The following is a 24,610-nucleotide window of genomic DNA, read 5'->3' as shown; positions in this document are numbered from 1 at the left end:
TATCAATAGCAAAAATGAAGGAATGCAATAAAGTAAACTTTCATTCATTATACATGCTCGAACATCTCTTTTTATTATATTGTAATGAATTAAAGATATAATAAAAGAGTACCTTTTTCAGATACTCATATATATACTATTAACTGTTTTTAAGTCTGCAATTTAAAAACAGTTAAATAGTAACAGTAGTCAATTTACTAATATGCTTTTTTATTGATTCAAAGCATTCTTTTGTTTCAGTTCTAAATTCTGTTGAGCCAGCAATTTGGTCATGTACTCTATCAAGTTTTTTTTCAATTCTATCGACTTTAACATTAATCTCTTTTATCTCTTCCTTAATTGGGTTAAGTTCCGCCTTTAAATCTTCTTTAAACATTGATCTTAATGCATTTAAAATTTCATTATCCATGATACCACCTCGCTTATATTTAATTATATCATAGTCCGTTGTTTTTCAAAAGATTAAAAAATCACACTAAGTCAAGTGTGATTTTTTTGTTATTTTATATGCTGTTTTATAAGAGATTTTTCCACTTTGCACCTCAAAATAGAAGCCGTTGCACTTTTGTGGACTCTCTTTTATTTGATTCTAATGACTTAGTAAACTAAAAAGCATTTCTAGTTTGATTTAGATTACTGTGTCCTTATTTTTATTTGCTGAAGATGTATTTTCTATTTTCAATAAGTCTTTATTTTTTGAAATTATATATCCAATGCATATACCTATAAGGTTGAGTATAATATCATTAATATCAAAAATACCTAACTTAAAAATATATTGAATAGTTTCTATTAAAAATTCAATCGGTATCATAATTAATAACATATTTCTTGCACCTTTATGCCTAAATATATATCCAATTGGAATAAATGCAAGTATATTCAATAGATATATAAAAATTGAATCGAAATTATTCAATCCATTTAGAATATCTAATGGATTAAAATTAAATTTTCTAAATGCTGTTGGTCTCCCAAATAGTACAAATGCGAGGATAAAAAAATAGCATGTCCAAATAATGTAGTAAGAATACTTATCTATTTGTCTAGATATAAACATCTTAAATATAGAGAAAATTACAACTGCTTGAAGAATAATTAGTGTTATTGCTAATGGTTCCATAAGCGAGTCTCGTATATACACAATACGATTTATAATTTCCATTGTAAAATTGTAATTAATGATTAATGCTAATAGACAACTTGCTAACAGCATTAGTGTTGTTTTTATGATTTTTTTAGGAGAATTTTTCATATTAATCTCATTCCTTCCTTTTATTTAAGTTTTTTCAAAAAAATATAGACTTAAATAGTAATTTATGTTAACATTATATCATAAAATAAGGAAATGGGGGATAAAAAATGAAAATTTTAAAAAAAATATCACTAATTACATGTTCATTAATGATTTTGCTATCAGTTGTGGCATTTGCGGCTGGGCAAACTCTACTAACTTATTATGGGACTGGCATTAGAGGGAGAGAGTCTGTAAATTCTTGGAGTTTTACTGATGCAGGAAAGTCTATAAGGATAAATCATACTAATGAGGAATGGTATGAAGGTGGTTCTGGGCAACAAGATATGAAAGTTAGCGTGAAAAGGAAAGATATATTGGGTGCATATCATTATTATGGTAACTGTAATGTAATATTCAGTGGTGTAGGATCTTTTACTAAAGACTTTTGGATAAATGATAAAGGTACTTTCAAGTTGTATTTTGAAGCAACAGAAGGTGCTTCATGCGCAGATATTCATGGTTCTGTAACTTTGAACTAAATTCATAAAACTGATAAATAGCACTTTAAGGACTTGAAATAATTATATTGTTCTTAAAGTGCTATTTTTATTTAATATTGTTTTATATATAAATAATAATATTTGATTATTTAGTATGGCAAAGTACTAGTTGTGAGAGCAGTACTTATTTTTATAATGTATATTGGTACAATTAATATTGCTAAATTTTGCAAAACAGTATAATGTTTTAAATATAAAATAAACAAGAGAAAGTATCATTATGTATTGAAGGAGAAAATATGGAAAATGAATTAGATGAAATTCAAAAGAATATTAGAGAGTATTTTGCTAGCGAAGAATCATTTAATAATATAATTATAAAAAAAATTACAGATGAATATATAGAAATTGGAATGCAAGAATATAGAATTAGTGTGAGATTAATGTGGGTAAGTTTTAGTGATTATTTAGATTTTGAAAATGCCAATGATCTTATTGAAATAACAAGATACATTTCTGATGGGTATAGTGAAGAAATTTTTTATTACGCATCACAGAGGAATCTTTATTATGAGAACAATTTAAAAAAGATAGAAGTATGGAGGAGAAAATTAAATTCATTTAATAATAGATATATAGAAGGGGCATATATAAAAGAAGATAAATTCGGAGAATTTTTACTTGAAGAAAATAGAGACACTGATTTATGTATAAATGAACATCATACAGAAAAATTATATTTAAGATTTAATATTGGAAAAATTAAGATTGTCGTTTCTAATCCAACTCAAATATTTAAATTAATGTTTATGAATAGTAATATTTTTGGCATAGATTCATTTTGGGATAAGTTTTTAACTATAAAAATTATAGGGGCCAAAAGAGATGAATTAAATAACTATTTGCAACAAGCGATGTTTATATTAAATATATATAATAATAATAAATTGTTATTTGGAGTTGAAAATAAATTAAGGCATACAACTAACCAATATGAGTATGAACCTAATGAAAAATATCTATATTTTGAAGAAACTGCTCATGTAGCACCGTTAGCATATTATAATGAAGCAATAAATTTAACTAATGAGGCAAGTTTTTTATATTATTATAAAGTCTTAGAATATTTTTTTATTATATGTCAAAAAGAAAAACTAAAAAATGTAATTGAATGTTTTAATATAGAAGAAGAGAAGATTAGAACCAAAAGATATATTTCAAATCAAGAGAAATATTTGAATACTTGTAAAAACGATAACAAACTTATTAATGAAATAAGCAAAATATATACTGCTGAAGAAAGAATATGTTTGAGGAATGTGATAAAAAATATAAATGCTGATGGAACGGTATTAAAAATAGTAAAAGAATACTTTTTTGAAGAAATGCTTGAAGATGATGATGCTGGAAATATTGATATAAGTAATATGAAGATAGAATCTTTTATCGATAGATTGTATAAATATAGAAATAGTATTGTTCATGGAAAGAGTGACTTCAAATTTAATTCACGAGTACCAAATTATCTTGAAAAGTATCAAGACAGTGTAAAGATGGAAAGTTGGAATTATATAATACAAAAACTTGCCTTATTGTGTGTGAAAAAGTTTTGTTATAATAATAGTCACTTAATTAAGTTTAGTATATGATAAAGTCAATTTAATCATTTAATGAGAAAAAGAAAGTAAATTGAGGCTTAATATTATAAAAAGATAAATTAAATCTATTTTAGAAAAATATCTAGAATGATTATAAAGTAAAATGACACAAGGGGGGAAAATTAATGAACGATCAATTTAGTACTATTAAGGATATGATTTCTTATTTGTATGAAGGCAAAGATAAAGAAGATATAAAGTTAAAAACTAGAACAATTTTAAAACAGATAGATCAAGTATATAAGGAAAGTACAGAAGATTATAAAGAGGAGCAGATGTTTAACATTGTAATAATGTTGAAATACTACTTAACAATTATAGAAGATTATAAAATAGCGTATGAATTTTACAGAGATATCATAGATAACCATTATATAAATTACTTAAAAGAGAATAAAGAATTAAATGAATATTTTTTATTTCTAACAGAAATTGAACTTATATGCGCAATGAAAATAGGACAAGTTAGTAAAGAACTAAGATTAATGATTTTATTAATTGATATTGAAGAGTTGAGTTATTCAGAAGAACATAATATAAAGGATTATAGTTTTAAATTTCAAAAGGAACATATTGAGGCTTATGGCTATTTTTTAAAGTATATACTAGAAAATGAAGAGATTACAGAGAATAAAATTATAAGTAGGATATTATTATATCTTAATGTATGTATTGATACCTTAATACAATATTCTGATATAGTGTATTATTATAGAATAGAAGAAATTAAGAAAATCAGTGAAAAACTTGGTTTCTCAGAATTTAATTATAATCTATTAAATTTTTGTGGTGTTTTTATTGGATTTATATGTAAAAATAATTTGGAAGTTGACCTCTCTGTTAATAAACATTATGAAGAAGAGAGTATTCTACTAAGAGAGGAATATGAAACGCACAAAGAAGTTTACAATTTTTGTGATGAGCAGATGTTAAATAAAGTTTTTATAGATTTTTTAAATTCAATCACAGAATACGATTATAAATTATATTCAGATGATATACTCAATATCATTAATAATTGTTTTGAAAAAATGGAGGAGAATACAGAAGAAGATTTGTTTACAATGGTATCTAGATTAAAGGAATTTAATTTACCTGATTTTAAGAGACATTTATTGGATGAGTGTACTTGTAATTATTGTGATGATAATATAGAAATTTTCTTTGAACATGAACATTTTAAAACTATCACTAATCTATACAATTTAGTAAGTAATGATTATATAGGTAAAAAGAAATTATTTAAAAAATTTTATTTTGAATTAGCATATTCATTTAATAAAATAGAAGAAAGAGAAGTGGCTAAACAGTTATATGAAAATGCTATAGAGAATGGAATTAGAAGTCCAGAAGTTTACAATAATTTGGGAGTGATTTTTTATGGAGAAGGGGATAATGAGCGGGCTTTATACTACTATGAAAAGGCATTTGAATTGAATCCACAAAATGATATTGCTAAGAAAAACAAGGAAAGCACAGAACAAGTGATCAAAGATCAAAAGAAAAGAGAGCAACAACTAAAAAATGTATATTTTAAAAAAGTACAGAAGTATCATAGAAGCATATTATTTGCAATACATAGATATTCTGATGAAGTGACAAATGATATTCTCCATGATATTATAAACCAAGATAGGTATTCTCTAAAAAAGAATGTTAATTTTTTACTTGATAATGATATGTTACGTTTAACTGAAGATGGTAAATATATAATAAATCCGATAGTAGAAAAATTAATAGATGAATACGTAAATCCAACATTAGAAAGGCAAATTGTTAAAGTAGATAATTCTAAATTTTATAGACCAATTTTCTATCATGAGTCAGAAATTAATCTTTATAGAGTATTAATAGAATTATTTCCACAACATTTTGTATTTCCCAATATGAGTTTAAAAACTATTTTTGATATAGATAAATTAAGAGACTTACTTGATAAAGAGATGCTATCATATTTATTCATGGCACATGTAGATTTTGCTATAGTAAATACTGCAACATATTTTCCAGTATTAGCATTTGAAAAAGATAGTGAGTTTAATGATAAAGAACCTTCAAAAATTAATAATGAATATAAGAATCAAATATTTAAAATTGGAGGCATTCCTTTAATAAGGTTAAGATATAATAGTGGTATGGAATATGAACGATTAAAACAGGAAGTAAAAGATGCCACTAAAAGTCTTATATTAGAAATTGAGAGTGGAACTAATAATTCTGAATTTGATTTAATAAAAGAAATTGATAAGAGGAAATTTGGTATTACTAATTCAGCAGTTGATTTAAAAACTGTACAGAAGGAGTGGGATAATATAGTTGGTTCTGGTATAGCGGTAAAATCAAAGGTTATTGATTTAGAAGAGCGAATTTTAATTATAGAAATATCAAATGATTTGAAATCCATTATAGAATTAGGAAGAGAAAGCATACACAAGAAAATTTTAGATAAGTTTACATTCATAAGTGATATAAAATATAATTGGTATTAGCAATTATATTTTAAAAACATCATTTCTACATCAATTCTTTCAAGTGTTTTGCAGAGGCAATAAATTTATTAGGTCTAGTTTTTGCAGAATAAAACCAGTGCAAAAAACATTGTGATTTTAAAGTAACTTGTGATCAAATAACTGATATGATGCAAAAACAAAGAGTGCAAAAGCGTGTGTGAATTTGCACCCTTTGTTTTTGCATCTCTAAAATAAACCAATTAGGGGCGTTAACACTCTTTTTTCAATGGATTGTGTGATTTGGGAAGAGTAGAAATTAAATCTTTATCAAAAAATGATTTGATGTCTATTTCTAGAACTCTACAAATACAGTAAAGTTCGTAGTCATATAGTTCTCTGGTTCCCCCTTCTATTCGAGAAATTGCAGATTGATCTATATTTAGACCCAGTAGGTTTAATTTACCTGCTAAAGTCTCTTGTGATATACCATATTTAATTCTACAATTCTTGAGAAAATTTCCTGAGATATTCTTAGTATTTTCCATTAAATCACCACCAATATGTATGATGAATATATTTTACAAAAATGAATAACACTATATTATGTAGTAACCACATAAATTGAAATTTTAATGTAATGGAGTTGATTGATATTATGGATGTATTCATGCCTAAAGTTCAGGCAGTTGCTATGTTTAAAGAGATTGCTTTAAATATTAAGAATCCTAATGAAGTTGTTCGTGAAGGAATAAGTAATTGTTATGATGCAGACGCAAAAAATATTTGGATAACTATAAGAAGAAATTTGAATGGTGATGTGGAGATAATCATACGAGATGATGGAAACGGAATGAATATCGATGAGATACATTCTTTTTTTAATTTAGGTGACTCGAAAAAAATGGTGGAGAATATAGGAGAAAAGGGGCTTGGAACTAAAACTTTTTTTAAAAGTAAAAGGATAATTATTAGTACTAAGTGCAATAATGAGAACGGCTATATAGTAGAAATGGAGAATCCGTGGGAACATCTCTTAAACGGAATAGTTCCTACTTATACAGTAGAAAATGGAGATATGCAAGAAAATGGTACAGAAATCACTATAAGTGGATATATTATTGATAACCCTGAAAAGTATTTTAATTATTATAGTTTGAAAGATTATATTCTATGGTTTACAGCAGGTGGAAATTTTAAGAACATATTTGCAAATAATTTAATGTTGCAAAGTAGAGTAAAGGATATGAATAAATCTCCTAAAATACATATATATGACCAAATTTTAAATAGGCAGTGTCAAATGACAGGGGTTCATCAATTTGCAGCGCCAAGTGAGAATCCTAAAGAAGATCCTAACAATAGAAAGTATAAAAGAAGCGTAAATTATTGTAGGGCATTCGGTCCATTTAATGTGGAGACTACATTAAATGGAGAGTATGTTTCATTACAACTCTATGGAACTGTGTCTGGAGTTAATTGCAGGAGAAAAGTATGCAAGTTGAGGCAATCTGAAACGTATAAGGCAAGGTTTGGAATATATTTATGTAAAGATTTTATCCCGTTTGAAAGAGCGAATTTCTTGCTAGGTGATGAACAATATTATCATTACCACATACTGGTTAACTCTCAAAATTTTGAATTGACTGCAGACAGAAATAGTATAAGTAACATGGAGAGTGCGACAGTAAAGTGGATATTTAATCAAGTAGAAGATATATTTAAAAATAATATTAAACCTATAGCGGAAAAAGAATACTTTAGGATGAGAAAGGAAGAGGAGGAATCATATGATGCTGAATGCAGAGTAGTAGCAATGAATAATTATGTCAAGAAGATAGATTTGGTAGATAATTTATATATAAATGATATACCAATTAAAAAGATTCCACAGTGTGAGTATGAGGTCGCATTATTATTTGCTGCTATGTTAGCCAATGAAAAAACAAAAAAATTAGTGGAAGATATTAAGAATATTATTTCTTATTCTAGTCGAGCAACTACAGATGTAATATGTACAAATTATAATGAAGAAATAGTTTTAGTTGAGATAGAGTATAAATTGAGTAATATTTTTAAACACAAGCATCCAATTGGAACGTATGATTATGTAGTTTGTTGGAAGATAGATTTAGAGCAGAATGTAATTAATCAAGTTAATAACGTAAATACAGTATTGGTTAGTGAAGGAGATGAAAAATATATTGTAACTCAAAAAAATAAGAAAATGAAAGTGATGGAGTTAAGTGCACTTTTAAATAAAATCTATAGATCTTAATCACTTTTGATTAGTAAAATGGATATATTATTAGAGATATAAATATATTTAGAATTGATATAGATTATTTTGAATCATGGTAATAATAGATAAGAGTTATTTTAGTATATTTATTATAATAAAGAAAACTGCTAGTATTATTGTTGTAACAGTAATGTAATATAGCAAAGTAAAGTAGCCTATTATAAAAGGCTATTTTTATTTTGAAGAAGAACTGTGAATTAAGCAATTATATTGTTAAGTTTTGGTGTTTGCTTTTTTCAAGAGGTTAGTTGCCTATATCTTATAGATAAATTGATGTATATATTATAAAATGTACAACTAATTCATAATATTTAAGAGGATAAGATTGAAGAATACATTACTTGCGATGTAATACTATAGTGATAAAATTTACATAAATTGTAGAATAATTATAAGTATTGGTGTAAAATAGAAGTAGCAAATTAGTTTAGAATTATTGAATATATAAGCAGATGTTTGTTTAAATAGATAAAAATAGAAATATAGGTTTATGCATTAAATTAGAATTTGTAAGCATAAAAATGTTGCAATTAAATTATATTTTATATAAACATTTTACAATGAATCAAATTACCTACAAATATTAATGATAAAAAGAAATGAGGTGCTACATGAGAATATTTACGATAGGGCATTCAAATTATCCAATAGATTATTTTATTTCACTATTGAAAATAAATAAAATTAATTGTGTGGTTGATGTTAGATCAACTCCGTACTCAAAGTATACACCGCAATATAATAGGGAAGAAGTAAAAAAATTATTAAATATAAAAGGTATAACCTATATTCATATGGGAGAAGAGTTTGGAGCAAGAAGAGAAAAAAAAGAATTGTATTCAAAAGAGGGATATCTTGATTTTGAAAAGACTAGAAAGGATTCAATTTTCTTAAGTGGAGTTGATAGAATTATTAATGGATGTAAAAAAGGTTATAATATTGCATTAATGTGTACTGAAAAAGATCCATTTGATTGTCATAGGTGCATTATGGTAGGAAAAGGTTTGGAGGATAATGGATTCGAAGTAGATCATATAATGCAAGGAAACAAACATATAAAGCAAAAGGAAATTGAAAGAAAACTACTTGATAAATATTTTAAAGATAGAAATCAGATTATGCTTGAGTCAGTGCAAGGAAAAATTTTGTCTATAGAAGAAATGATAGAAGAATCTTATAAAAAAAGAAATAAAGAAATAGGTTATCATATGGATGAGGGTGAATAAATGATTAAGGTTTATACAATTGGTTTTACAAAAAAGACAGCAGAAGAGTTTTTTAATTTACTAGAACTAAATAATATTAAAGTAGTGCTAGATGTTAGATTAAACAACGTAAGTCAGTTAGCAGGTTTTACAAAGGGCAATGATCTTAAATATTTTTTATACAAGATACTGACTGTTGAGTATTTACACAATACCCAATTTAGTCCTACTAAGGAAATACTTATGGACTATAAAAATAAAGTTATTACTTGGGGAGAATACGAAAAAGAATTTAATATGTTATTAAGAAAAAGGAAATTAGAAACATATATAAGAGAATATTTGATAGATAAGTTAGATAGTATATGTATTTTGTGTAGTGAAAGTGAACCGACTTTTTGTCATAGGAGGTTAGTAGCCGAATACATTAAAGAAATATTGACTGGAGAAGATATAGAAATTATACATATTTAAATGGGGGAAGGATATGGATAAAAAGGTTATAATTCTTACAAAGTCAGATAAAAATGGTGGATATTGTGTTGCTGGAATTGATACTAGTAACGGAAAATTTATTAGATTAGTATCAGAAGATGAAGAAAGTGAATATGCACTATTTGATAGTGATATAACTTATGAAGATGGTCAGTGTTTAAAAGTAATGGATACAATTTATGTGAAATTGAAAGATAAGCAAGATTGTTGGTTTCAACCAGAAAACTACATTATTGATTCAGAATACTATTTGAAAAAAATAGGGACAGCAACGTTAGATCAAATTAAAAACTATCTTACACATCAAGATTATATCTTTTATAATAATAGCAATTCGATTTTAACCAATGAATTAAGAAAACAGTTAAAAAAATACTCATTACTAATTGTTGAACTAGATGAATTGAATTTATGGAGAGATAAATTCAAAGAAAAAAGAATTATGGCAAGTTTTTTATATAATAATCAACGATATAGTTATATTAAGATAACAGATTCAATATTGACAGAAAAATATTATTATGAAGTTTGTCAATCTGAACCACGACCTTATACACTGAACAATGTTATAGTGATATTTAGCCTAGCATGTGTTTTCAATATGAACGCTTCACATTATAAATTAATTGCTAATATAATCGAGCAACCACGTAGGGTTGGGTTTAGAAATATTATGTTTTAAACTAGTAATTATTTTTATGTATTACGTATAAATAAACTTTAGTCGAGGCTATATAGTCTAGTCCAAAGATCTTTGGACTAGACTATATAGCCTTTTTTATTTTGCTTATGTTAATGAACTGTGTTGATAATCTGATATATTAAGAGAAATCTATATAAGAATCCCATTGACATACAAGCCAGGACATCTGCCTCAAAAATATATTTTAAAATAAAACAAAATGATTTTCTGAAATTAAGAATAGAATTTGTGTTGGAATATAAAATAAGTTATGATAAAAATGCAAATGAAGAAGAATTCTATCGTCCAATAAACAGGTATATAATAAATAACAATGAATTCTAAACCTATAATATGTCACAATAAAGTGAGAGATTATACATAAATAATGATGTATACAATGTGATTATTAGCAAAGAATGAAGTTGCTTAGAAAATAATTGATATTTATTAGGCAATATTATATTTATTGATAGGAGGTACTGTATGATTAAAAGATCTAAAAAAGTAGAAGAAATTATAAAGGGACTTGCTTTGCTACAGTATTACATTAAATTTAATAATAAGTTATCCAAATATGATGTAAATAAGGATTGTGAATATTTTTTTTGTGATTTATTTAATATTGCATATGATTTAGAATTAAGCAATATGAATAGAATTCAAAAAAACTATCCGTCAATTGATTTGGGAAGTACCAATGATAAAATATCAGTTCAGATAACTGCAACAACTTCAAAGAAAAAAGTTGATGAGACAATTCAAGGTTTTGAAGATAAAGAACTATATAAAGAGTATAAAGAACTGTGGATATTTACTTTATTTGAAAAGCATTCGATGAAAAGTAATACTTATAAAAGTAATAAATACTTAATTAAGCGTATAGATTTGTATGATTTTATCAATGAAATTATGAATCTAAATAAGAAAAAGATTGAGAAAATTGCAAGTTACTTAGATGATAACTTGGAGAATTGTATGGATTCTGTTAATGGATCAATCGAGCATTCTAAAGGTAGTATAAAAAAAGGTAGTACATATGAGCAATATTTATGTTATGTGTTTGGAGAAGATTCAATAAAAGACATAGATAAAGATTATCGCAAAGAATATTTTAAAGTAATTGATGAATTTTCAAAAAAATTAATTAAACTAAGTAAAACTACAAGGAAATATTTAGTCACATGTATGAACTATCCTATTAAAGAACACTTATCACATGAGAGATTGGTAATGAGTTGGAATGAAGTATCTAGTAATGTTAAAGACATAAATAAATTATCAAGCCAAATAAGCATATTAATTGATAACAAATTTATCAGTCCTGATGATGACTCAGATTATGCATGTATCAGGATTTATGAATATGATTACGATATATTGTATGATTTATATTGTTATTGTAATGAGAAAGATATATCAGTTTCAGATATAATAGTTGAGTTAGATTTTACAAAATTAGACTAGATTATTTTCTATAAGATATATTTAGTAAAGTTATAGAAAACTCACATTAAATAGTTATTATATCATTTATTTAGTTTTCTATAAAAATATTCACACATTAATATTTTGTTGGGATTACAAGAGCAATAAATAATTTATATTTGTACTCTCCTAAAATGATAGCAGGTAAATTTAAAAATAGAAGTCCATTTATGAATGAAGTGAGATTTGAAAAAGTAACAATCAATGAGGAATCTGTAGAAGGAAAAAGCGTAAATCATAGGTCTTTCGGAAAAGGGATAATACAGAAACAAGACAATGATGAGATTACTATAAGCTTCCAGGATGGGATAGTAAGGAAATTTTCATATAAGGTATTATTAGAGAATAATTTATTAAATTTTATAGATTAAATTTTAATAAATAATAGTTTTAATAGCTAAAGTATGTTATTTTATTAATATATAAAATATGATAAGATATATAACATAATATTATAAATAAAATGATTTGAAAATTAATAAGGAGTGAATCAAATGGGGGCAATGAGTGTACGTGAAGAACAGTTATATGATTTAAATATGCAGTTAATTCAAATAACAGGTGTTAATGTATTAGTAAGATATAATTTAGAAACGGAGCTTATAGAAATAACTTATGTTACAGATAAGGTGGCAAGAACTGAAACTATAAAGGAAGAAAACATAGATAGATATATTGAATATGTTAAAAACCCAGGAACTAATCTTTTTAATATAGGTTTTGAAAGAGGCTAATAAGTAATTTTGTAAAGTGACTGTATTAGAATGTATAAGTGTACATTTTATGCAGCCACTTTATTTTTTTAATAAAATCATTACAAATATGAAAAATAATTAAATAATTTCGTAATAATTTTAATGATGAGAATTAAGAGATTTAATAAAATATCCTAAAATAAAAGCACCTAAAGAGAATAGCATAATTTTTTGAGTACTTTTCCCGTTTTCACAACAGCTAATTATAGTATCAATTGGATCACATTTAGCTGAAGCTTCATGGTTTTCGCAACAATTATGATTTGGTCTCCGGATCTTTATTCTTTTTGACATTTGATTAAGTTCTTTATTTAAGTTTACTCCTACACTACTATTCATAAAAATCACCTGCCTTTAAATATATTTTCCCAAAATATAAAAAAAATATTTAGAAAAAATAATAATTAATATAAAAATTATCGAAATAGTTGTGAGTTGAATAGTAAAGTATTATAATATATAATTTTAGTTAAGGCATCTGAAAATAAATAACAAGTTCCGGAATATGTCGTATAAGGACTTAATTATTTTTTGAAGATGCCTAAGTTACATAAAGTTAAAATAATGTTAAATGAGGAGTATTTATGAATATAGAGAATTTAAGTGAAAGAGAAGCAATATTTTCTTTAGATATAGGGACAAGAAGTATTAAAGGTACAGTTGGTGTTGTGAGAGATAAAAAATTCTGTGTAGTAGCAGAAAAGCTTATAGAACATAAGGAAAGAGCCATGTTAGATGGGCAAATACACGACATAGGTCTAGTTGCTGATACAGTTAGAAATATTAAAGCATATATAGAAAAGGAAATAAATATAAATTTAAGCAGTGTTTCAATTGCAGCAGCTGGAAGATTTTTAAAGACTGTAGAAGCTTCCTATGAGACAGATATAGATGATGTAGAAATAGATAAAAATTTAGTTAGAACAGTAGAAATGGGAGCAGTTAAAGAAGCAGAAGCTGTTATAAATAAACAAACAAATGGAAAATTATATTGTGTTGGCTATTCGGTTAAAACGTATTATTTAAATTCTTATGTTATTTCAAATTTAGTGGGGCATAAGGGAGAAAAGATAAAGGTTGATGTTATAGCTACATTTTTACCAAGATCTGTAGTAGATAGTCTTTATTCTGTTATGAATAAAGTTAATTTAAAAGTTGAGAATTTAACACTAGAACCTATAGCGGCATTAGAAGCAGTAATTCCTCAAAATTTGAGATTGCTAAATATTGCTTTGGTGGATATTGGAGCTGGAACTTCAGATATAGCAATATGCAACAATAATAGTATATCTGCATATGGGATGGTTCCTTTAGCTGGAGATGAGGTTACTGAGGCAATAGCACAGGCATATTTAGTAGATTTTATCACTGCAGAAAGAATAAAGAGACAATGTAGTGATAAAGAAGAGGTTACATATACTGATATTTTAGGGTTGGATAATACAATTAAGAGTGAAGATGTATTAAAGGTTATTGAACCTGTAGTTGATAAAATGACTAACGATGTTGGAGAACGATTATTAGAACTTAATGGCGGAAAGGCTCCTAGTGCTGTATTTTTAGTTGGAGGCGGAGCTCACACTCAATTTTTTAAAGAATTTATAGCTAAAAAGTTAAATTTACCAGTACAAAGAATTGCTATAAAGGGCAGGGAAGCAGTAATTGATTGTGTATGTGATGATATGAGTATAGGCAGTACAGGGGTAACTGTTCTAGGAATAGCGTTGGTTGCTATTAAGAATATGGGAAAAGATTTTATTGATGTTACGCTAAATGATTCAACTATAAGTTTATTTAATTCCCATAAGCATTCGGTGATGGATGTACTTATGAATGCACAAATAAATCCTAAAGTACTTATTGGCAAGAATGGCAAAAATATCAGATTCATGGTAAATGGCATAAAGCGCTTGGGATTTGGAGAGTTTGCAGTAGGAGCAAAAATATTACTTAACAATATAGAAGCTACCTTGGAAAGTGAAGTTAGTAATGGAGATGTAATCAAAGTAGATTTTGCACAAGATGGAAAGGATGCAGCTCCTAAGGTAATGGAATATATATCAGAAGTAGATGAAAAATATTTTTATTACAATGAAGAATTAATAAATATAGAGCCTATAGTAAAAATAAATAATGTTCTATCTCAGGTAGATTCTATAATTAAGAATAATGATGATGTTGAGATAATTTTTCCTAAAACCATAGGGGAAGTGAAAAAGTATGTAATTTCATGTAATGATGATGAGATTTTAAGTATTGGAGATATTAAGTTAGAAGATGACTATGAAATTAAAAATGGAGATAAAATAGTTACAAAGAATATATATAATGAAGAGAAAAAAGAAACACTAATAAATACGGATACAACATTTATTGGTGAAGAGGATACATTTAACCCTTTAAAAGTAATAGTTAATGGTAAAGAGTGTATATTAAAAAATAAAAAGCAATATATTTTTGTAGATATATTCAATTTTATTGATTTTGATTTACAAGCATCTAAAGGGATGATTAATTTACAATTAAATGGGGAGAAGGCATCTTATACAGATGTGTTAAAGGAAAATGATATAATTAAAATATTTTGGGAATAAGGAGGATATTATGGATTTTTATAAGGAAGCACTTGAAATAAAAGATTTGCTTATTGAAGTAAGAAGAGATTTACACGAAAATCCTGAATTAGGGTTTGAGGAATTTAGAACTTGTGGAAAGATTCAAGAATATTTAACAAAGGAAGGTATTAACACAGAAGTTATAGCTAGGACTGGAGTTTGCGGAATAATTCAAGGTGAAAAAGAGAGTATATCAAAACCTAAGGTAGTGGCATTAAGGGCAGATATAGATGCGTTACCAATTCAAGAAAAGAACAATTGTTCTTATAAATCCAAAGTTGCTGGAAAGATGCATGCGTGTGGTCATGATGCCCATACAACAATTCTGTTAGGAGCAGCTAAAATTTTAAACAGACATAAGAAGGATTTCTCTGGAACAATTAAACTTATGTTTGAACCAGCTGAAGAAACTACAGGTGGAGCTCCTGTAATGATAAAAGAAGGAGTTTTAGAAAATCCTAAAGTTGATGGAGTTTTTGGATTGCATGTAACAGAAGATTTACAGGTTGGAAAAATAAAAGTAAAATATGGTGTAGTCAATGCGGCATCAAATCCATTTACAATTAAGATAAAGGGTAAAGGTGGTCATGGTGCAGCACCTCAATATACAATAGATCCCGTAGTTATATCAGCTCAGGTGGTTTTAGCCTTACAAACAATAGTAAGTAGAGAAATTACTCCAACAAATCCTGCAGTAATAACTATTGGAAGTATAAATGGAGGAACAGCTCAAAATATAATTCCAGATGAAGTTGTTCTTAAAGGAATTATAAGAACGATGGATAAAGATGATCGAGAGGAAGTTAAGAAGAGATTAAATGAAGTTGTTAAAGGCATTTGTGCTTCAATGAGAGCAGAAGCGGAAATTGAAATAGAAGAGAGTTATCCTTGCCTTTATAATAATGATGCTATGGTTGATATAGTAAAAGGTTCAGCTAGTAGCATTTTGGGAGAAGAGAATGTAACAAATCAAAAAGCTCCAAGTATGGGAGTTGAGAGCTTTGCTTATTTTGCAATGGAGAGGGATGCAGCATTTTATTTCTTAGGAACAGGTAATAAAGAAAAGAATACAGATGTGCCAGCTCATAATGCATTATTTAATATAGATGAGGATGCATTACCAATTGGGGTAGCAATTCAGTGTGCTAACGCTTTTAATTATTTGACAAATGAGTAAAAAAAGCTTAATCTCATATAATGGATAAATCTTTATTACAAATGAAAATAAAAATGGGAGTTGATCTTTTTTGAAAATAGAAATAGGAGCAAATGAGGCGGGACAAAGATTTGATAAGTTTTTAAGAAAATTATTAAAGGATGTTCCACTTAGTGCAATATTCAAAGGGCTTAGAAAAGGCGATATAAGGGTAAATGGGAAAAAAGAAAAAGAAAAATATAGTTTGCAAATAGGCGATGTCATTGAAATAAAATATATGAATGTAAATATTACGCCAAAAAGTGAAGAAACTTTTAATACCGTAGATATTAGTGGAATTAAAATTACTTATGAGGATGAAAATATTTTACTCATAGAAAAATGGCCGGGAGTTTTGGTACATTCTGATAGAAAGAATGGAGAACCAACATTGACTGATTATGTTTTATCTCATCTATATAAAAAGGGAGATTATCAACCAGAAAAGGAGATTACATTTGTACCAGCTTCTTGTAATAGATTGGATAGAAATACTTCTGGAATAGTTATTTTTGGGAAAAACTTTGAATCTTTAAAAATACTTAATGAATTAATTAGAGAACGTAAGATTAAAAAGTATTATACAGCCCTTGTAAAGGGAAGAATTAGTGATGGTATACATACAGCTTATATTTCTAAGGATGAGAGTAAAAATTTATCTAAGGTTTTTGATGATAGCAAGCCTAATACCAGTAGAATTCAAATGGATGTTAAGACAATTCAAAGTAATGGAGCTTATTCTTTATTAGAGATTGAATTAATAACAGGAAAGAGTCATCAATTAAGAGCACATCTTTCTCACTTAGGAAATCCTATAATTGGGGATCCTAAATACGGAGATCCTAAATTAAATGCCTTTTTTGATAATAAGTTTGGGCTTAACTATCAATTTTTATATGCGTATAAACTAATATTTAGAGATGTACCAGAAAAACTTGAATATATGAAAAACAAAACTATAGCAGAAAGTTTACCTCCTATATTTAAAAAGATTAAGAAGGATGTTTTTAAGTTTTCAATATGATAGGAGATTCTTATGAAAGAACAGTCAACTAAAAATGGAATTTTAATATTGTCAATAGCAGGAATATTGGCGAAACTATTAAGTTTATTATATGTACCGATATTACAAAAGATAATTGGCCCTGAAGGATATGGATCATATCAGAAGATTTATGAAGTATTTGTTTTTATTTATGCTCTAACGAGTCTTGGAACACAAACAGCGGTGTCTAAATATGTAGCTGAGTTATCAGCTAAAGGCCAAGAAAAAGATGCCCTAAGGGCCTTTAACTTAGCAAGAAATACATTGTTTTTAGTGGGAAGTAGTTTTACAGTAGCTTTAGTAGTATTTGCAAAACCTATTGCTAATTTAGCAAGTAGTCCGGGAATATATGTAGGTTTAATAGCTTTAGCACCTTCTATAGCTATTACTGCTGTGTTGAGTTCTTACAGAGGATATCTACAGGCGAAGAACTTGATGACTCCTATAGGAATATCACAAGTACTAGAGCAGTTTTTTAATGTTTTAGTAAGTTTGATTTTTGCAGCTTTATTTATTAAGTATGGGTACAACTTTGGTGGTGCTGGCGGAACTATTGGTACTTCTGTTGGTGGAATCATAGCTATCATAATAATTATGAGGACCTTTATTAAGAATAAATTGGATAGAGAGGCGAGAAAAAATGATGTGACAGGAATTTTAGTTTCTAATAAGCAACATTTAAAGACTCTTTTATCCTATGCTTTTCCAATAACTTTAAGTGCAGGTATGCAAAATTTAGGAGCAGTAGTAGATACGTTTATTATAAGTGGAAGATTGAGATTTGCAGCAGGTTTTAGTGAAATGCAATCTGATGCGTTATATGGAACTTTAGGTTTATATAAAACTGTTTATTATGTTCCTTTAGTTATTATAACAGCTGTAGTTACAGCTATGTTGCCAAAGATAATTAAAAGTTATACATTAGAAAGTGGCAAGGAGCTACGATATAATGTGAGAATGGCACTTAGAATAACTTTGATGATAATAATTCCATCAGCTTTTGGCTTAAGTGTATTAAGCAGAGAGATATATGAGGTATTAGGATTTAGACAGCAAGGAGCAATTTTATTAACTTGGGGAGCTTTTGTCGTTATTTTTATGGCAATAGTTCAGACTCAGTCAGCTGTTTTGCAAGGAACAAATCAGTTGTTTTTTGTCGTAAAATCTTTGTTAATAGGTACTATATTAAAAATAATATGTAACTATGTTTTAGTTGGAATTAGAGGGGTTAATATTTACGGAGCAGTATTTGGTGGATACCTATGTTTTGTAGTGCCAATGTTTATAAATCAAGCAAGAATAGCGCACAGTATTAAAACAAAATTGTCGCTTATTAAATTATCTTTAAAACCTCTTATAAGTAGTTTGATTATGTATGCAGTGATATTTATAAGTAAGTATGTTATTTTTGGATTGAGTGCTAAAATTGGGTTAAGAGGTATTCTTAAGTTATTTCCTTTAAGTATAGTGATACTCATAGGTGTGATTGCATACTTTGGTATGATGGTGATATTAAAGGCAATAACTAAAAAAGATCTAGATACAGTATCACCTAAGATCTATAATATGCTGCCTATTATGCTGAAAAATAAAATTAAATAGGAAAATATAAAAAAGTTATCTTAGTTTAAGATAGCTTTTTTATATTTAAATAAATATTAATTAATGTCCAGCGTTTTTGAATATTTTATAGCAAATAAACCTATTAAGCCATACACAATGCATATAATAGTTAAGCTTGTTATTATTGGATGAACACATGAAAGTAAAGGCAAAGTAATTTTGGCTAAAAAGTATACAAATAAACCAACTAATATATAAATAATTACATTTGAAAGAGATACTTGGAAATTAGTTGTTTTTTTAACTTCATGTAAGTTAAGAAGTAAACTCAAGCTAGATATTATACAAGCTGTTATAGCATATCCATAAATATTTATGGAAGGAATTCCTGTTAAGACATATAAACAACACAATTCTAATGTTTCAGTTAATACTGCATTTCTTAAAATTATTTTTTGTTTTGATAAACCATTCAAAATGCCAAACATAGTCATTGAAGTAAAAGCTATAGGTGCAGCAATTGAGGCTGCTCTTATATAATTACCTAAGTCGTTTTTATTAAATAAAATTTTTCCGAGATAATTAGGAATTAAATTACATACAACTATAGAACCTATACCAATTAAAAAAACAATTAATAATACTTTTTTTATTCTTGCATTAGCAGAATAATAGTCTTTTTTGCTCATGGTTTGCGATAAGTCTGGAATTAAAACTGTATTTAAAGAATTTATTATTACTAAAGGGAAAAAAACCACAGGTAGAGCCATGCCAGAATATTTACCTATCATTTCAAGAGCAATGCTATATGAAAATCCAGCACTTAAAAGTCGTCTTGGAACTATTAATGCTGAAAATGTATAGAAAGCATTATTCAAGAAGGCATTTAAACATAGAGGTAAAGAAATAATAAGTATATCAAAAGTTAACTGAAATTTACTTTCAGTTTTAGTCTTAATATAAACAGTATGTTTACACTTATATTTATAATATAAATATAAAAGCAATAAACTCTGCAATTCTCCTATAGCTAAGGATATATATGCTGCGCAAACAAGACTTGAAAGAGTATCAGTAGCAAAACCTGTTATTAGCAGTGAGATAACTAAAATTCTCATGGACTTTTCTAGAATATCTATAAAGGCAGGAATTTTAATTTCAGAAATTCCGTAGAAATATCCCTTTAATATGTTTGAAAGAGCAATAAATATCATAGCAGGACAAGTAACTTTTATTGCAAGTATAGTTCTTGGGTCCTTGATCCATATCATTCCTATGGCAGGAGCAGCAAAGAAAACAGCAATACCTACTACTGAAGCCCAAAATAAATTGAAAAGAGTTATTGTTTTAATACTTTTGAATAAATTGCTATAATCACCTTTTTCAGAATATACAGCTGAAATTTTTGATATAGCAGCAACTATGCCTGCAGTCATTAGTCCAATAAATAAATTATATACAGGCATTACGAGATTATATAACCCCATGCCTTCTGAGCCTAGTACCTTAGAAAGATAAACAGAGAAAATAAAGCCTAAAATCCCTACAGTTATATTTCCAGAGGTAAGCATAAATGTATTTTTATAAAATGAGTCTTTCTCAACCATATAAATCCTCCATAAAGCTTTTACTAAGGCATTTGAACGTAAATAGTTTTATATGCTAGTTTGTTTTCACATGCCTAATTAATGAATATTCAAATAATAAAAAAATATTCTTTAAAATTATTTTAATTTAAGCAAGTATAGAGGGAATTATTTTTAAAAGATTTTAGTATTAATATATAGAACTAATTTCATGGGGGAAAGAAATGAGGAGAATATTTAAAGTTGCAGTTATGATAGTACTCTCTTTTTTATTTGCTTGCTATATATTTGGTTTTATTAGTTATGCAGGCATTGAATTTGATGATGAGAAAATGGATTATTCTATTAGTATAAAAGGAATAAAGAATTCAGTAGCCTTTGATGTCAATAAGGATGGTGAATTTATAATTGCAAAGAAGGATAAAATTTTATATTTAAAAAAGGATGGAAAGATTGAAACTTTATATTCTGATTCGCAAAACAACATTATAGATATGGTATTAAAAGACAGCATTATTTATATGGTAAAAGGAAATACATTATTTAGTTTTGATATAGATACTAAGAAGCTAAAACAATTATTAAATAATATTCCTATAAGGGGACAAGAGAATGAATGCAAACTGCTAGTTAATGGAGAAAATGTTTTACTTTCAATTGGAGCAGTTAGTAATTCTGGAATTATTGAAGATAAACAAATGGCTTTTGGGCAAGAAGTTTATGATAGAACTCCTATAGATTTATATTCAACAGGCAAAGTTTTTGGTAAATATAATACTGGAGCATTTAGTCCAATAGGTAAGAGTGTAAGTGAAGGTGAGAAAATAAATGGGACTCTACCAGCTAATGCTTGCATATTGAGTATAGATAAAAATAATAAAATAAAAGTTTTTGCAAGCGGAATTAAAAATGTTATTGGATTTGGTATAACAAGTGATGGAAACTTGATAGCTGCAGTATCAGGGATGGAGGAAAAGGGTATAAGACCTATTTCAAATGATAAGGATTATATATACGAAATCAAAGAGGGAGATTGGCTTGGTTGGCCAGATTTTAGTGGAGGAGATCCAGTAACTTCTCCTAGATTTAGAGTAAATGAGGAAAAGGTAAATTTTTTGCTTCAAAATCATATGACAGAAAACCCAAAATCACCATTGTATCAACACAAAGATGTTAATTCAATATCTTGTATGACACTATTAAATAACGATATATATAAAGATAATGTTTTATTTTATGATAAGAAAGATAGTACTTTAGACATTCTTAAAAACAATCGACTCCCATTCAAAATATTAAAATTAAATAAAAGAAGTAAGATAGTAGATTTAAAAAATGTAAATCAATCAATCTATATGTTGGATGGCGAAAAGGGTGTTATATATAATATTTTTAACAAGAGTAATGCAAATAGCAACAATTCAAATATTTTAGTATATTATTTTATTGGAATAATACTTGCTGGAGTAATTTTTATAGAAGGCAAAAAAATGAATGAAAAACTATCCAAATAATGGATAGTTTTTTAGTTTTATGGTAAAATATTCTAAATAGTTATAAAATTTAAAGGTGGTTATTTTGCATGATAATAGACATGTCTAAGTATTTGTTCAATGGGGATGTAATTGATATAAGTAAAGATAATTACAATATAATATATAATGTGATAAAATATGCTGAAGATGAAATTAGCATAGATTATATTGAGGAAGAGTATGATTTGCCTAAAGATAATAAATTTAATAGTTGTGTATGCTTTTTAACAATTGGTAAAATAAATACTACAAGAGGAAAAGAAAAAATTTTAAAAAAAGCAAGTAAATTTTTAAGAGAGGATGGGTATATTTATCTTTGGGATGTGTTAAAAGAAAAAAGAGAAAGTTTACAAATTCCAATAAAGGTTTTGATGCCTAATAATGAAATAAAGCTAATTAACTATACAAATAAGAATATTTTTTGTGAAAATAAAGAAAGAGATTTTAAATCTATAGTTGATAAATACTTTGAAATAGAGGAAACTAAGATTAGCGAAAAAATTATTTTTATTAAAGCAAAAATGAAAGGAACAAAGAAAGATGAAAATATTATTAACAGCAATTAACTCAAAATATATTCACAGTAATTTAGCAGTGAGATATTTAAAAGCATATACTAAAGATTTAGAAGCAGAGTGTAAAATTAGAGAATTTACTATAAATGATAGAGTAGAAAGAATTTTGGAAGAAATAATAAGTGAAAAGGCTGATGTAGTAGCATTTTCTTGCTACATATGGAATATGGAATATGTTAGAAAACTAGCAGCATTAATTAAATTGGTGGATGCCGATATAGAAATTCTTTATGGTGGGCCAGAAGTAAGTTATGACAGTAAGATGGTGCTTGATGAAAATCCAGGTGAGTATGTTATAGTTGGCGAAGGTGAAGAGACTTTTAGAGAATTTGTTCAATATAAATTGAAAAATAAATCCTTAAATGATATTTTAGGTTTGACTTATAGATATGGTGACGAAGTAGTACAAAATCCAGTAAGACCAGCTTTAGATATGAATACATTAATATTTCCTTATGAGGCAGATGAAGAGTTAGGAGAGAAGATAGTGTATTATGAAGCTTCTAGAGGCTGCCCGTTCAGTTGTAAGTATTGCTTAAGTTCTACAGATCATGGAGTAAGATTTTTAGAGGTAGAGAGAGTAAAACGTGAGTTAATGTATTTTATAGAGAAAAAAGTTAGACTTGTAAAGTTTGTAGATAGGACATTTAATTGTAAGCATGATTATTCTATGTCTATATGGAAATTTCTAATGGAACAAGATACTAAGACAACTTTTCATTTTGAATTGTCTGCAGATTTGCTTAAGGACGATGAAATTGAATTGCTTAATAAAGCACCTAAAAATAGATTTCAATTTGAAGTTGGAGTTCAAACAACGAACGAAGAGGTGCTAAAGAATATACAAAGATATGTTACTTTCAATAAACTTAAAGAAAAAGTTTTTGGAATACAGAAAGGAAATAATATAAAACAACACTTAGATTTAATTGCTGGGTTACCAGGAGAAGATGTAGAATCATTTAAAAAGTCATTCAATGATGTTCATTCATTGAGACCTGAAGAAATTCAATTAGGCTTTTTAAAATTACTAAAGGGATCTTCTATGCGTGAAGAGGCTGAAAGATGGGGAATGAGTTATTCACCTTATGCACCATATGAAATATTAAAAAGCAATAAGGTAAGTTATGAGGAAATGATAATGTTGAAGAAGGTAGAAGAAATGGTAGATAGGTACTATAATTCTGGAAAGTTTAACTCAATCCTAGGATTCTTAGAGCCTAAGTTTAAATCAGCATTTGATTTTTATTATGAATTATCAAAGTTTTACGATCAAAGTGGTTATTTTGATAGAAGTATAGGTAATGTAGAATATTATAAGGTGATTCACGATTTTGCAGCAGAAAAGTTAAATGAGGAAGAGCAAATAGTTTTAGATGAATTAATAAAATATGACTACCTTTGCTTTAATAAAAAAAGATGGCTTCCTCCATTTTTAGATAGATGTCTTGAAAAGGAAGAAGAGAAAGAAATTAAAGAAATTCTTAGAGGTAAGGAGCCTTATAATAAATTTCATATTGAAAAATTCAAAATAGATGTAAATAGATATCTTCAAGATAACTTCATAAGTAAAAAAGATTTTTATTTGATTTTTAATGAAGAAAATGATGAAAAAGCAGAATTTATCAAGTAATAAATAAATCTGCAACAATTATCTTTATGATTTTAAGTTTTACAAAGGTTATTGCTAAATTTTATTTAAAATGTAAGAAAAACTTATTATAAAA

General features: G+C 27.1%; 22 protein-coding genes. 17 read left to right on the top strand and 5 right to left on the bottom strand.

Annotated features, from left to right (window positions below; translation table 11 throughout):
- Positions 1 to 172: 172 nt before the first annotated feature.
- Together OCU47_RS10845 and OCU47_RS10840 are read right to left on the bottom strand one after the other, a co-directional pair.
- Entirely contained in the window at positions 173 to 409 is a 237-nt protein-coding gene (locus OCU47_RS10845) for a hypothetical protein (RefSeq protein WP_261828617.1), read from the bottom strand.
- A 219-nt stretch (positions 410 to 628) separates the two neighbouring features.
- A complete protein-coding gene (locus OCU47_RS10840; protein ID WP_261828616.1) occupies positions 629 to 1,123 on the bottom strand; it encodes a VanZ family protein in 495 nt (164 codons plus the stop codon).
- A 239-nt stretch (positions 1,124 to 1,362) separates the two neighbouring features.
- Between OCU47_RS10840 and OCU47_RS10835 the strand changes: the two genes are divergently transcribed.
- The 3 genes from OCU47_RS10835 to OCU47_RS10825 all read left to right on the top strand — a co-directional run bounded on the left by OCU47_RS10835 (position 1,363) and on the right by OCU47_RS10825 (position 5,884).
- Entirely contained in the window at positions 1,363 to 1,776 is a 414-nt protein-coding gene (locus tag OCU47_RS10835; RefSeq protein ID WP_261828615.1) for a hypothetical protein, read from the top strand.
- A gap of 260 nt (positions 1,777 to 2,036) precedes the next feature.
- Complete coding sequence (locus OCU47_RS10830; RefSeq protein ID WP_261828614.1) at positions 2,037 to 3,386, top strand: hypothetical protein; 1,350 nt, start codon at positions 2,037 to 2,039, stop codon at positions 3,384 to 3,386.
- Positions 3,387 to 3,520: 134 nt separating this feature from the next.
- Positions 3,521 to 5,884, top strand: a complete 2,364-nt coding sequence (locus OCU47_RS10825) for a DUF2726 domain-containing protein (RefSeq protein ID WP_261828613.1) — start codon at positions 3,521 to 3,523, stop codon at positions 5,882 to 5,884.
- A 230-nt stretch (positions 5,885 to 6,114) separates the two neighbouring features.
- On the opposite strand, the gene OCU47_RS10820 is transcribed toward OCU47_RS10825, so the two are convergent.
- Entirely contained in the window at positions 6,115 to 6,390 is a 276-nt protein-coding gene (locus tag OCU47_RS10820) for a helix-turn-helix domain-containing protein (protein ID WP_261828612.1), read from the bottom strand.
- Positions 6,391 to 6,500: 110 nt separating this feature from the next.
- Here OCU47_RS10820 and OCU47_RS10815 point away from each other — a divergent pair, with 110 nt between their 5' ends.
- The 7 genes from OCU47_RS10815 (at position 6,501) to OCU47_RS10785 (ending at position 12,748) form a co-directional block, all read left to right on the top strand.
- Positions 6,501 to 8,120: an ATP-binding protein gene (locus OCU47_RS10815; RefSeq protein WP_261828611.1), complete on the top strand. Its 1,620-nt coding sequence runs from the start codon at positions 6,501 to 6,503 to the stop codon at positions 8,118 to 8,120.
- A gap of 635 nt (positions 8,121 to 8,755) precedes the next feature.
- A complete protein-coding gene (locus OCU47_RS10810; protein ID WP_261828610.1) occupies positions 8,756 to 9,370 on the top strand; it encodes a DUF488 domain-containing protein in 615 nt (204 codons plus the stop codon).
- Positions 9,371 to 9,823, top strand: a complete 453-nt coding sequence (locus tag OCU47_RS10805) for a DUF488 domain-containing protein (RefSeq protein ID WP_261828609.1) — start codon at positions 9,371 to 9,373, stop codon at positions 9,821 to 9,823. It begins immediately after the preceding gene.
- Between the two features lie 13 nt (positions 9,824 to 9,836).
- On the top strand, positions 9,837 to 10,526 hold the full coding sequence (locus OCU47_RS10800; RefSeq protein WP_261828608.1) for a dual OB domain-containing protein: 690 nt from the start codon (positions 9,837 to 9,839) through the stop codon (positions 10,524 to 10,526).
- A 486-nt stretch (positions 10,527 to 11,012) separates the two neighbouring features.
- On the top strand, positions 11,013 to 11,993 hold the full coding sequence (locus tag OCU47_RS10795; RefSeq protein ID WP_261828607.1) for an SMEK domain-containing protein: 981 nt from the start codon (positions 11,013 to 11,015) through the stop codon (positions 11,991 to 11,993).
- A 191-nt stretch (positions 11,994 to 12,184) separates the two neighbouring features.
- Positions 12,185 to 12,385, top strand: a complete 201-nt coding sequence (locus OCU47_RS10790; protein WP_261828606.1) for a hypothetical protein — start codon at positions 12,185 to 12,187, stop codon at positions 12,383 to 12,385.
- 123 nt (positions 12,386 to 12,508) lie between these two features.
- Complete coding sequence (locus tag OCU47_RS10785) at positions 12,509 to 12,748, top strand: hypothetical protein (protein WP_261828605.1); 240 nt, start codon at positions 12,509 to 12,511, stop codon at positions 12,746 to 12,748.
- 120 nt (positions 12,749 to 12,868) lie between these two features.
- On the opposite strand, the gene OCU47_RS10780 is transcribed toward OCU47_RS10785, so the two are convergent.
- Positions 12,869 to 13,108, bottom strand: a complete 240-nt coding sequence (locus OCU47_RS10780) for a hypothetical protein (RefSeq protein ID WP_261828604.1) — start codon at positions 13,106 to 13,108, stop codon at positions 12,869 to 12,871.
- A gap of 245 nt (positions 13,109 to 13,353) precedes the next feature.
- On the opposite strand from OCU47_RS10780, the gene OCU47_RS10775 reads away from it, so the two are divergent.
- The 4 genes from OCU47_RS10775 (at position 13,354) to OCU47_RS10760 (ending at position 19,226) form a co-directional block, all read left to right on the top strand.
- Positions 13,354 to 15,363 carry a cell division protein FtsA gene (locus OCU47_RS10775; protein ID WP_261828603.1) on the top strand — a complete coding sequence of 670 codons (2,010 nt, stop codon included), beginning with the start codon at positions 13,354 to 13,356 and terminating at the stop codon, positions 15,361 to 15,363.
- Between the two features lie 7 nt (positions 15,364 to 15,370).
- Positions 15,371 to 16,561 carry a M20 metallopeptidase family protein gene (locus OCU47_RS10770; RefSeq protein ID WP_261830619.1) on the top strand — a complete coding sequence of 397 codons (1,191 nt, stop codon included), beginning with the start codon at positions 15,371 to 15,373 and terminating at the stop codon, positions 16,559 to 16,561.
- Positions 16,562 to 16,631: 70 nt separating this feature from the next.
- Positions 16,632 to 17,603 (top strand): RluA family pseudouridine synthase, encoded by a 972-nt coding sequence (locus OCU47_RS10765; protein WP_261828602.1) that lies wholly within the window; start codon positions 16,632 to 16,634, stop codon positions 17,601 to 17,603.
- Positions 17,604 to 17,615: 12 nt separating this feature from the next.
- Positions 17,616 to 19,226 (top strand): putative polysaccharide biosynthesis protein, encoded by a 1,611-nt coding sequence (locus tag OCU47_RS10760; protein WP_261828601.1) that lies wholly within the window; start codon positions 17,616 to 17,618, stop codon positions 19,224 to 19,226.
- Between the two features lie 56 nt (positions 19,227 to 19,282).
- Here OCU47_RS10760 and spoVB read toward each other — a convergent pair whose 3' ends face one another.
- Positions 19,283 to 20,794 (bottom strand): stage V sporulation protein B, encoded by a 1,512-nt coding sequence (spoVB, locus tag OCU47_RS10755; RefSeq protein ID WP_261828600.1) that lies wholly within the window; start codon positions 20,792 to 20,794, stop codon positions 19,283 to 19,285.
- 203 nt (positions 20,795 to 20,997) lie between these two features.
- On the opposite strand from spoVB, the gene OCU47_RS10750 reads away from it, so the two are divergent.
- From OCU47_RS10750 to OCU47_RS10740, 3 genes are all read left to right on the top strand, one after another.
- The gene (locus OCU47_RS10750; RefSeq protein ID WP_261828599.1) at positions 20,998 to 22,287 is read left to right on the top strand and encodes a PQQ-dependent sugar dehydrogenase family protein; all 1,290 of its coding nucleotides are present in this window, start codon (positions 20,998 to 21,000) and stop codon (positions 22,285 to 22,287) included.
- 68 nt (positions 22,288 to 22,355) lie between these two features.
- Complete coding sequence (locus OCU47_RS10745) at positions 22,356 to 22,874, top strand: hypothetical protein (RefSeq protein WP_261828598.1); 519 nt, start codon at positions 22,356 to 22,358, stop codon at positions 22,872 to 22,874.
- Positions 22,849 to 24,516 (top strand): B12-binding domain-containing radical SAM protein, encoded by a 1,668-nt coding sequence (locus OCU47_RS10740; protein WP_261828597.1) that lies wholly within the window; start codon positions 22,849 to 22,851, stop codon positions 24,514 to 24,516. The genes OCU47_RS10745 and OCU47_RS10740 overlap by 26 nt, the downstream gene beginning before the upstream one ends.
- Positions 24,517 to 24,610 lie beyond the last annotated feature (94 nt).

It is taken from the genome of Clostridium sp. TW13 (genome assembly GCF_024345225.1).
In the GTDB taxonomy this organism is placed as follows: Bacteria; Bacillota; Clostridia; order Clostridiales; family Clostridiaceae; genus Inconstantimicrobium; species Inconstantimicrobium mannanitabidum.
This window is presented reverse-complemented; position numbering and strand designations above follow the sequence as displayed.

Excerpts from the sequence above, each read along its gene's own strand:
- OCU47_RS10845 (WP_261828617.1), bottom strand. The coding sequence starts at position 409 with ATGGATAATGAAATTTTAAATGCATTAAGATCAATGTTTAAAGAAGAT.
- OCU47_RS10840 (WP_261828616.1), bottom strand. The coding sequence starts at position 1,123 with ATGGAACCATTAGCAATAACACTAATTATTCTTCAAGCAGTTGTAATT.
- OCU47_RS10835 (WP_261828615.1), top strand. The coding sequence starts at position 1,363 with ATGAAAATTTTAAAAAAAATATCACTAATTACATGTTCATTAATGATT.
- OCU47_RS10830 (WP_261828614.1), top strand. The coding sequence starts at position 2,037 with ATGGAAAATGAATTAGATGAAATTCAAAAGAATATTAGAGAGTATTTT.
- OCU47_RS10825 (WP_261828613.1), top strand. The coding sequence starts at position 3,521 with ATGAACGATCAATTTAGTACTATTAAGGATATGATTTCTTATTTGTAT.
- OCU47_RS10820 (WP_261828612.1), bottom strand. The coding sequence starts at position 6,390 with ATGGAAAATACTAAGAATATCTCAGGAAATTTTCTCAAGAATTGTAGA.
- OCU47_RS10815 (WP_261828611.1), top strand. The coding sequence starts at position 6,501 with ATGGATGTATTCATGCCTAAAGTTCAGGCAGTTGCTATGTTTAAAGAG.
- OCU47_RS10810 (WP_261828610.1), top strand. The coding sequence starts at position 8,756 with ATGAGAATATTTACGATAGGGCATTCAAATTATCCAATAGATTATTTT.
- OCU47_RS10805 (WP_261828609.1), top strand. The coding sequence starts at position 9,371 with ATGATTAAGGTTTATACAATTGGTTTTACAAAAAAGACAGCAGAAGAG.
- OCU47_RS10800 (WP_261828608.1), top strand. The coding sequence starts at position 9,837 with ATGGATAAAAAGGTTATAATTCTTACAAAGTCAGATAAAAATGGTGGA.
- OCU47_RS10795 (WP_261828607.1), top strand. The coding sequence starts at position 11,013 with ATGATTAAAAGATCTAAAAAAGTAGAAGAAATTATAAAGGGACTTGCT.
- OCU47_RS10790 (WP_261828606.1), top strand. The coding sequence starts at position 12,185 with ATGAATGAAGTGAGATTTGAAAAAGTAACAATCAATGAGGAATCTGTA.
- OCU47_RS10785 (WP_261828605.1), top strand. The coding sequence starts at position 12,509 with ATGGGGGCAATGAGTGTACGTGAAGAACAGTTATATGATTTAAATATG.
- OCU47_RS10780 (WP_261828604.1), bottom strand. The coding sequence starts at position 13,108 with ATGAATAGTAGTGTAGGAGTAAACTTAAATAAAGAACTTAATCAAATG.
- OCU47_RS10775 (WP_261828603.1), top strand. The coding sequence starts at position 13,354 with ATGAATATAGAGAATTTAAGTGAAAGAGAAGCAATATTTTCTTTAGAT.
- OCU47_RS10760 (WP_261828601.1), top strand. The coding sequence starts at position 17,616 with ATGAAAGAACAGTCAACTAAAAATGGAATTTTAATATTGTCAATAGCA.
- spoVB (WP_261828600.1), bottom strand. The coding sequence starts at position 20,794 with ATGGTTGAGAAAGACTCATTTTATAAAAATACATTTATGCTTACCTCT.
- OCU47_RS10750 (WP_261828599.1), top strand. The coding sequence starts at position 20,998 with ATGAGGAGAATATTTAAAGTTGCAGTTATGATAGTACTCTCTTTTTTA.
- OCU47_RS10745 (WP_261828598.1), top strand. The coding sequence starts at position 22,356 with ATGATAATAGACATGTCTAAGTATTTGTTCAATGGGGATGTAATTGAT.
- OCU47_RS10740 (WP_261828597.1), top strand. The coding sequence starts at position 22,849 with ATGAAAATATTATTAACAGCAATTAACTCAAAATATATTCACAGTAAT.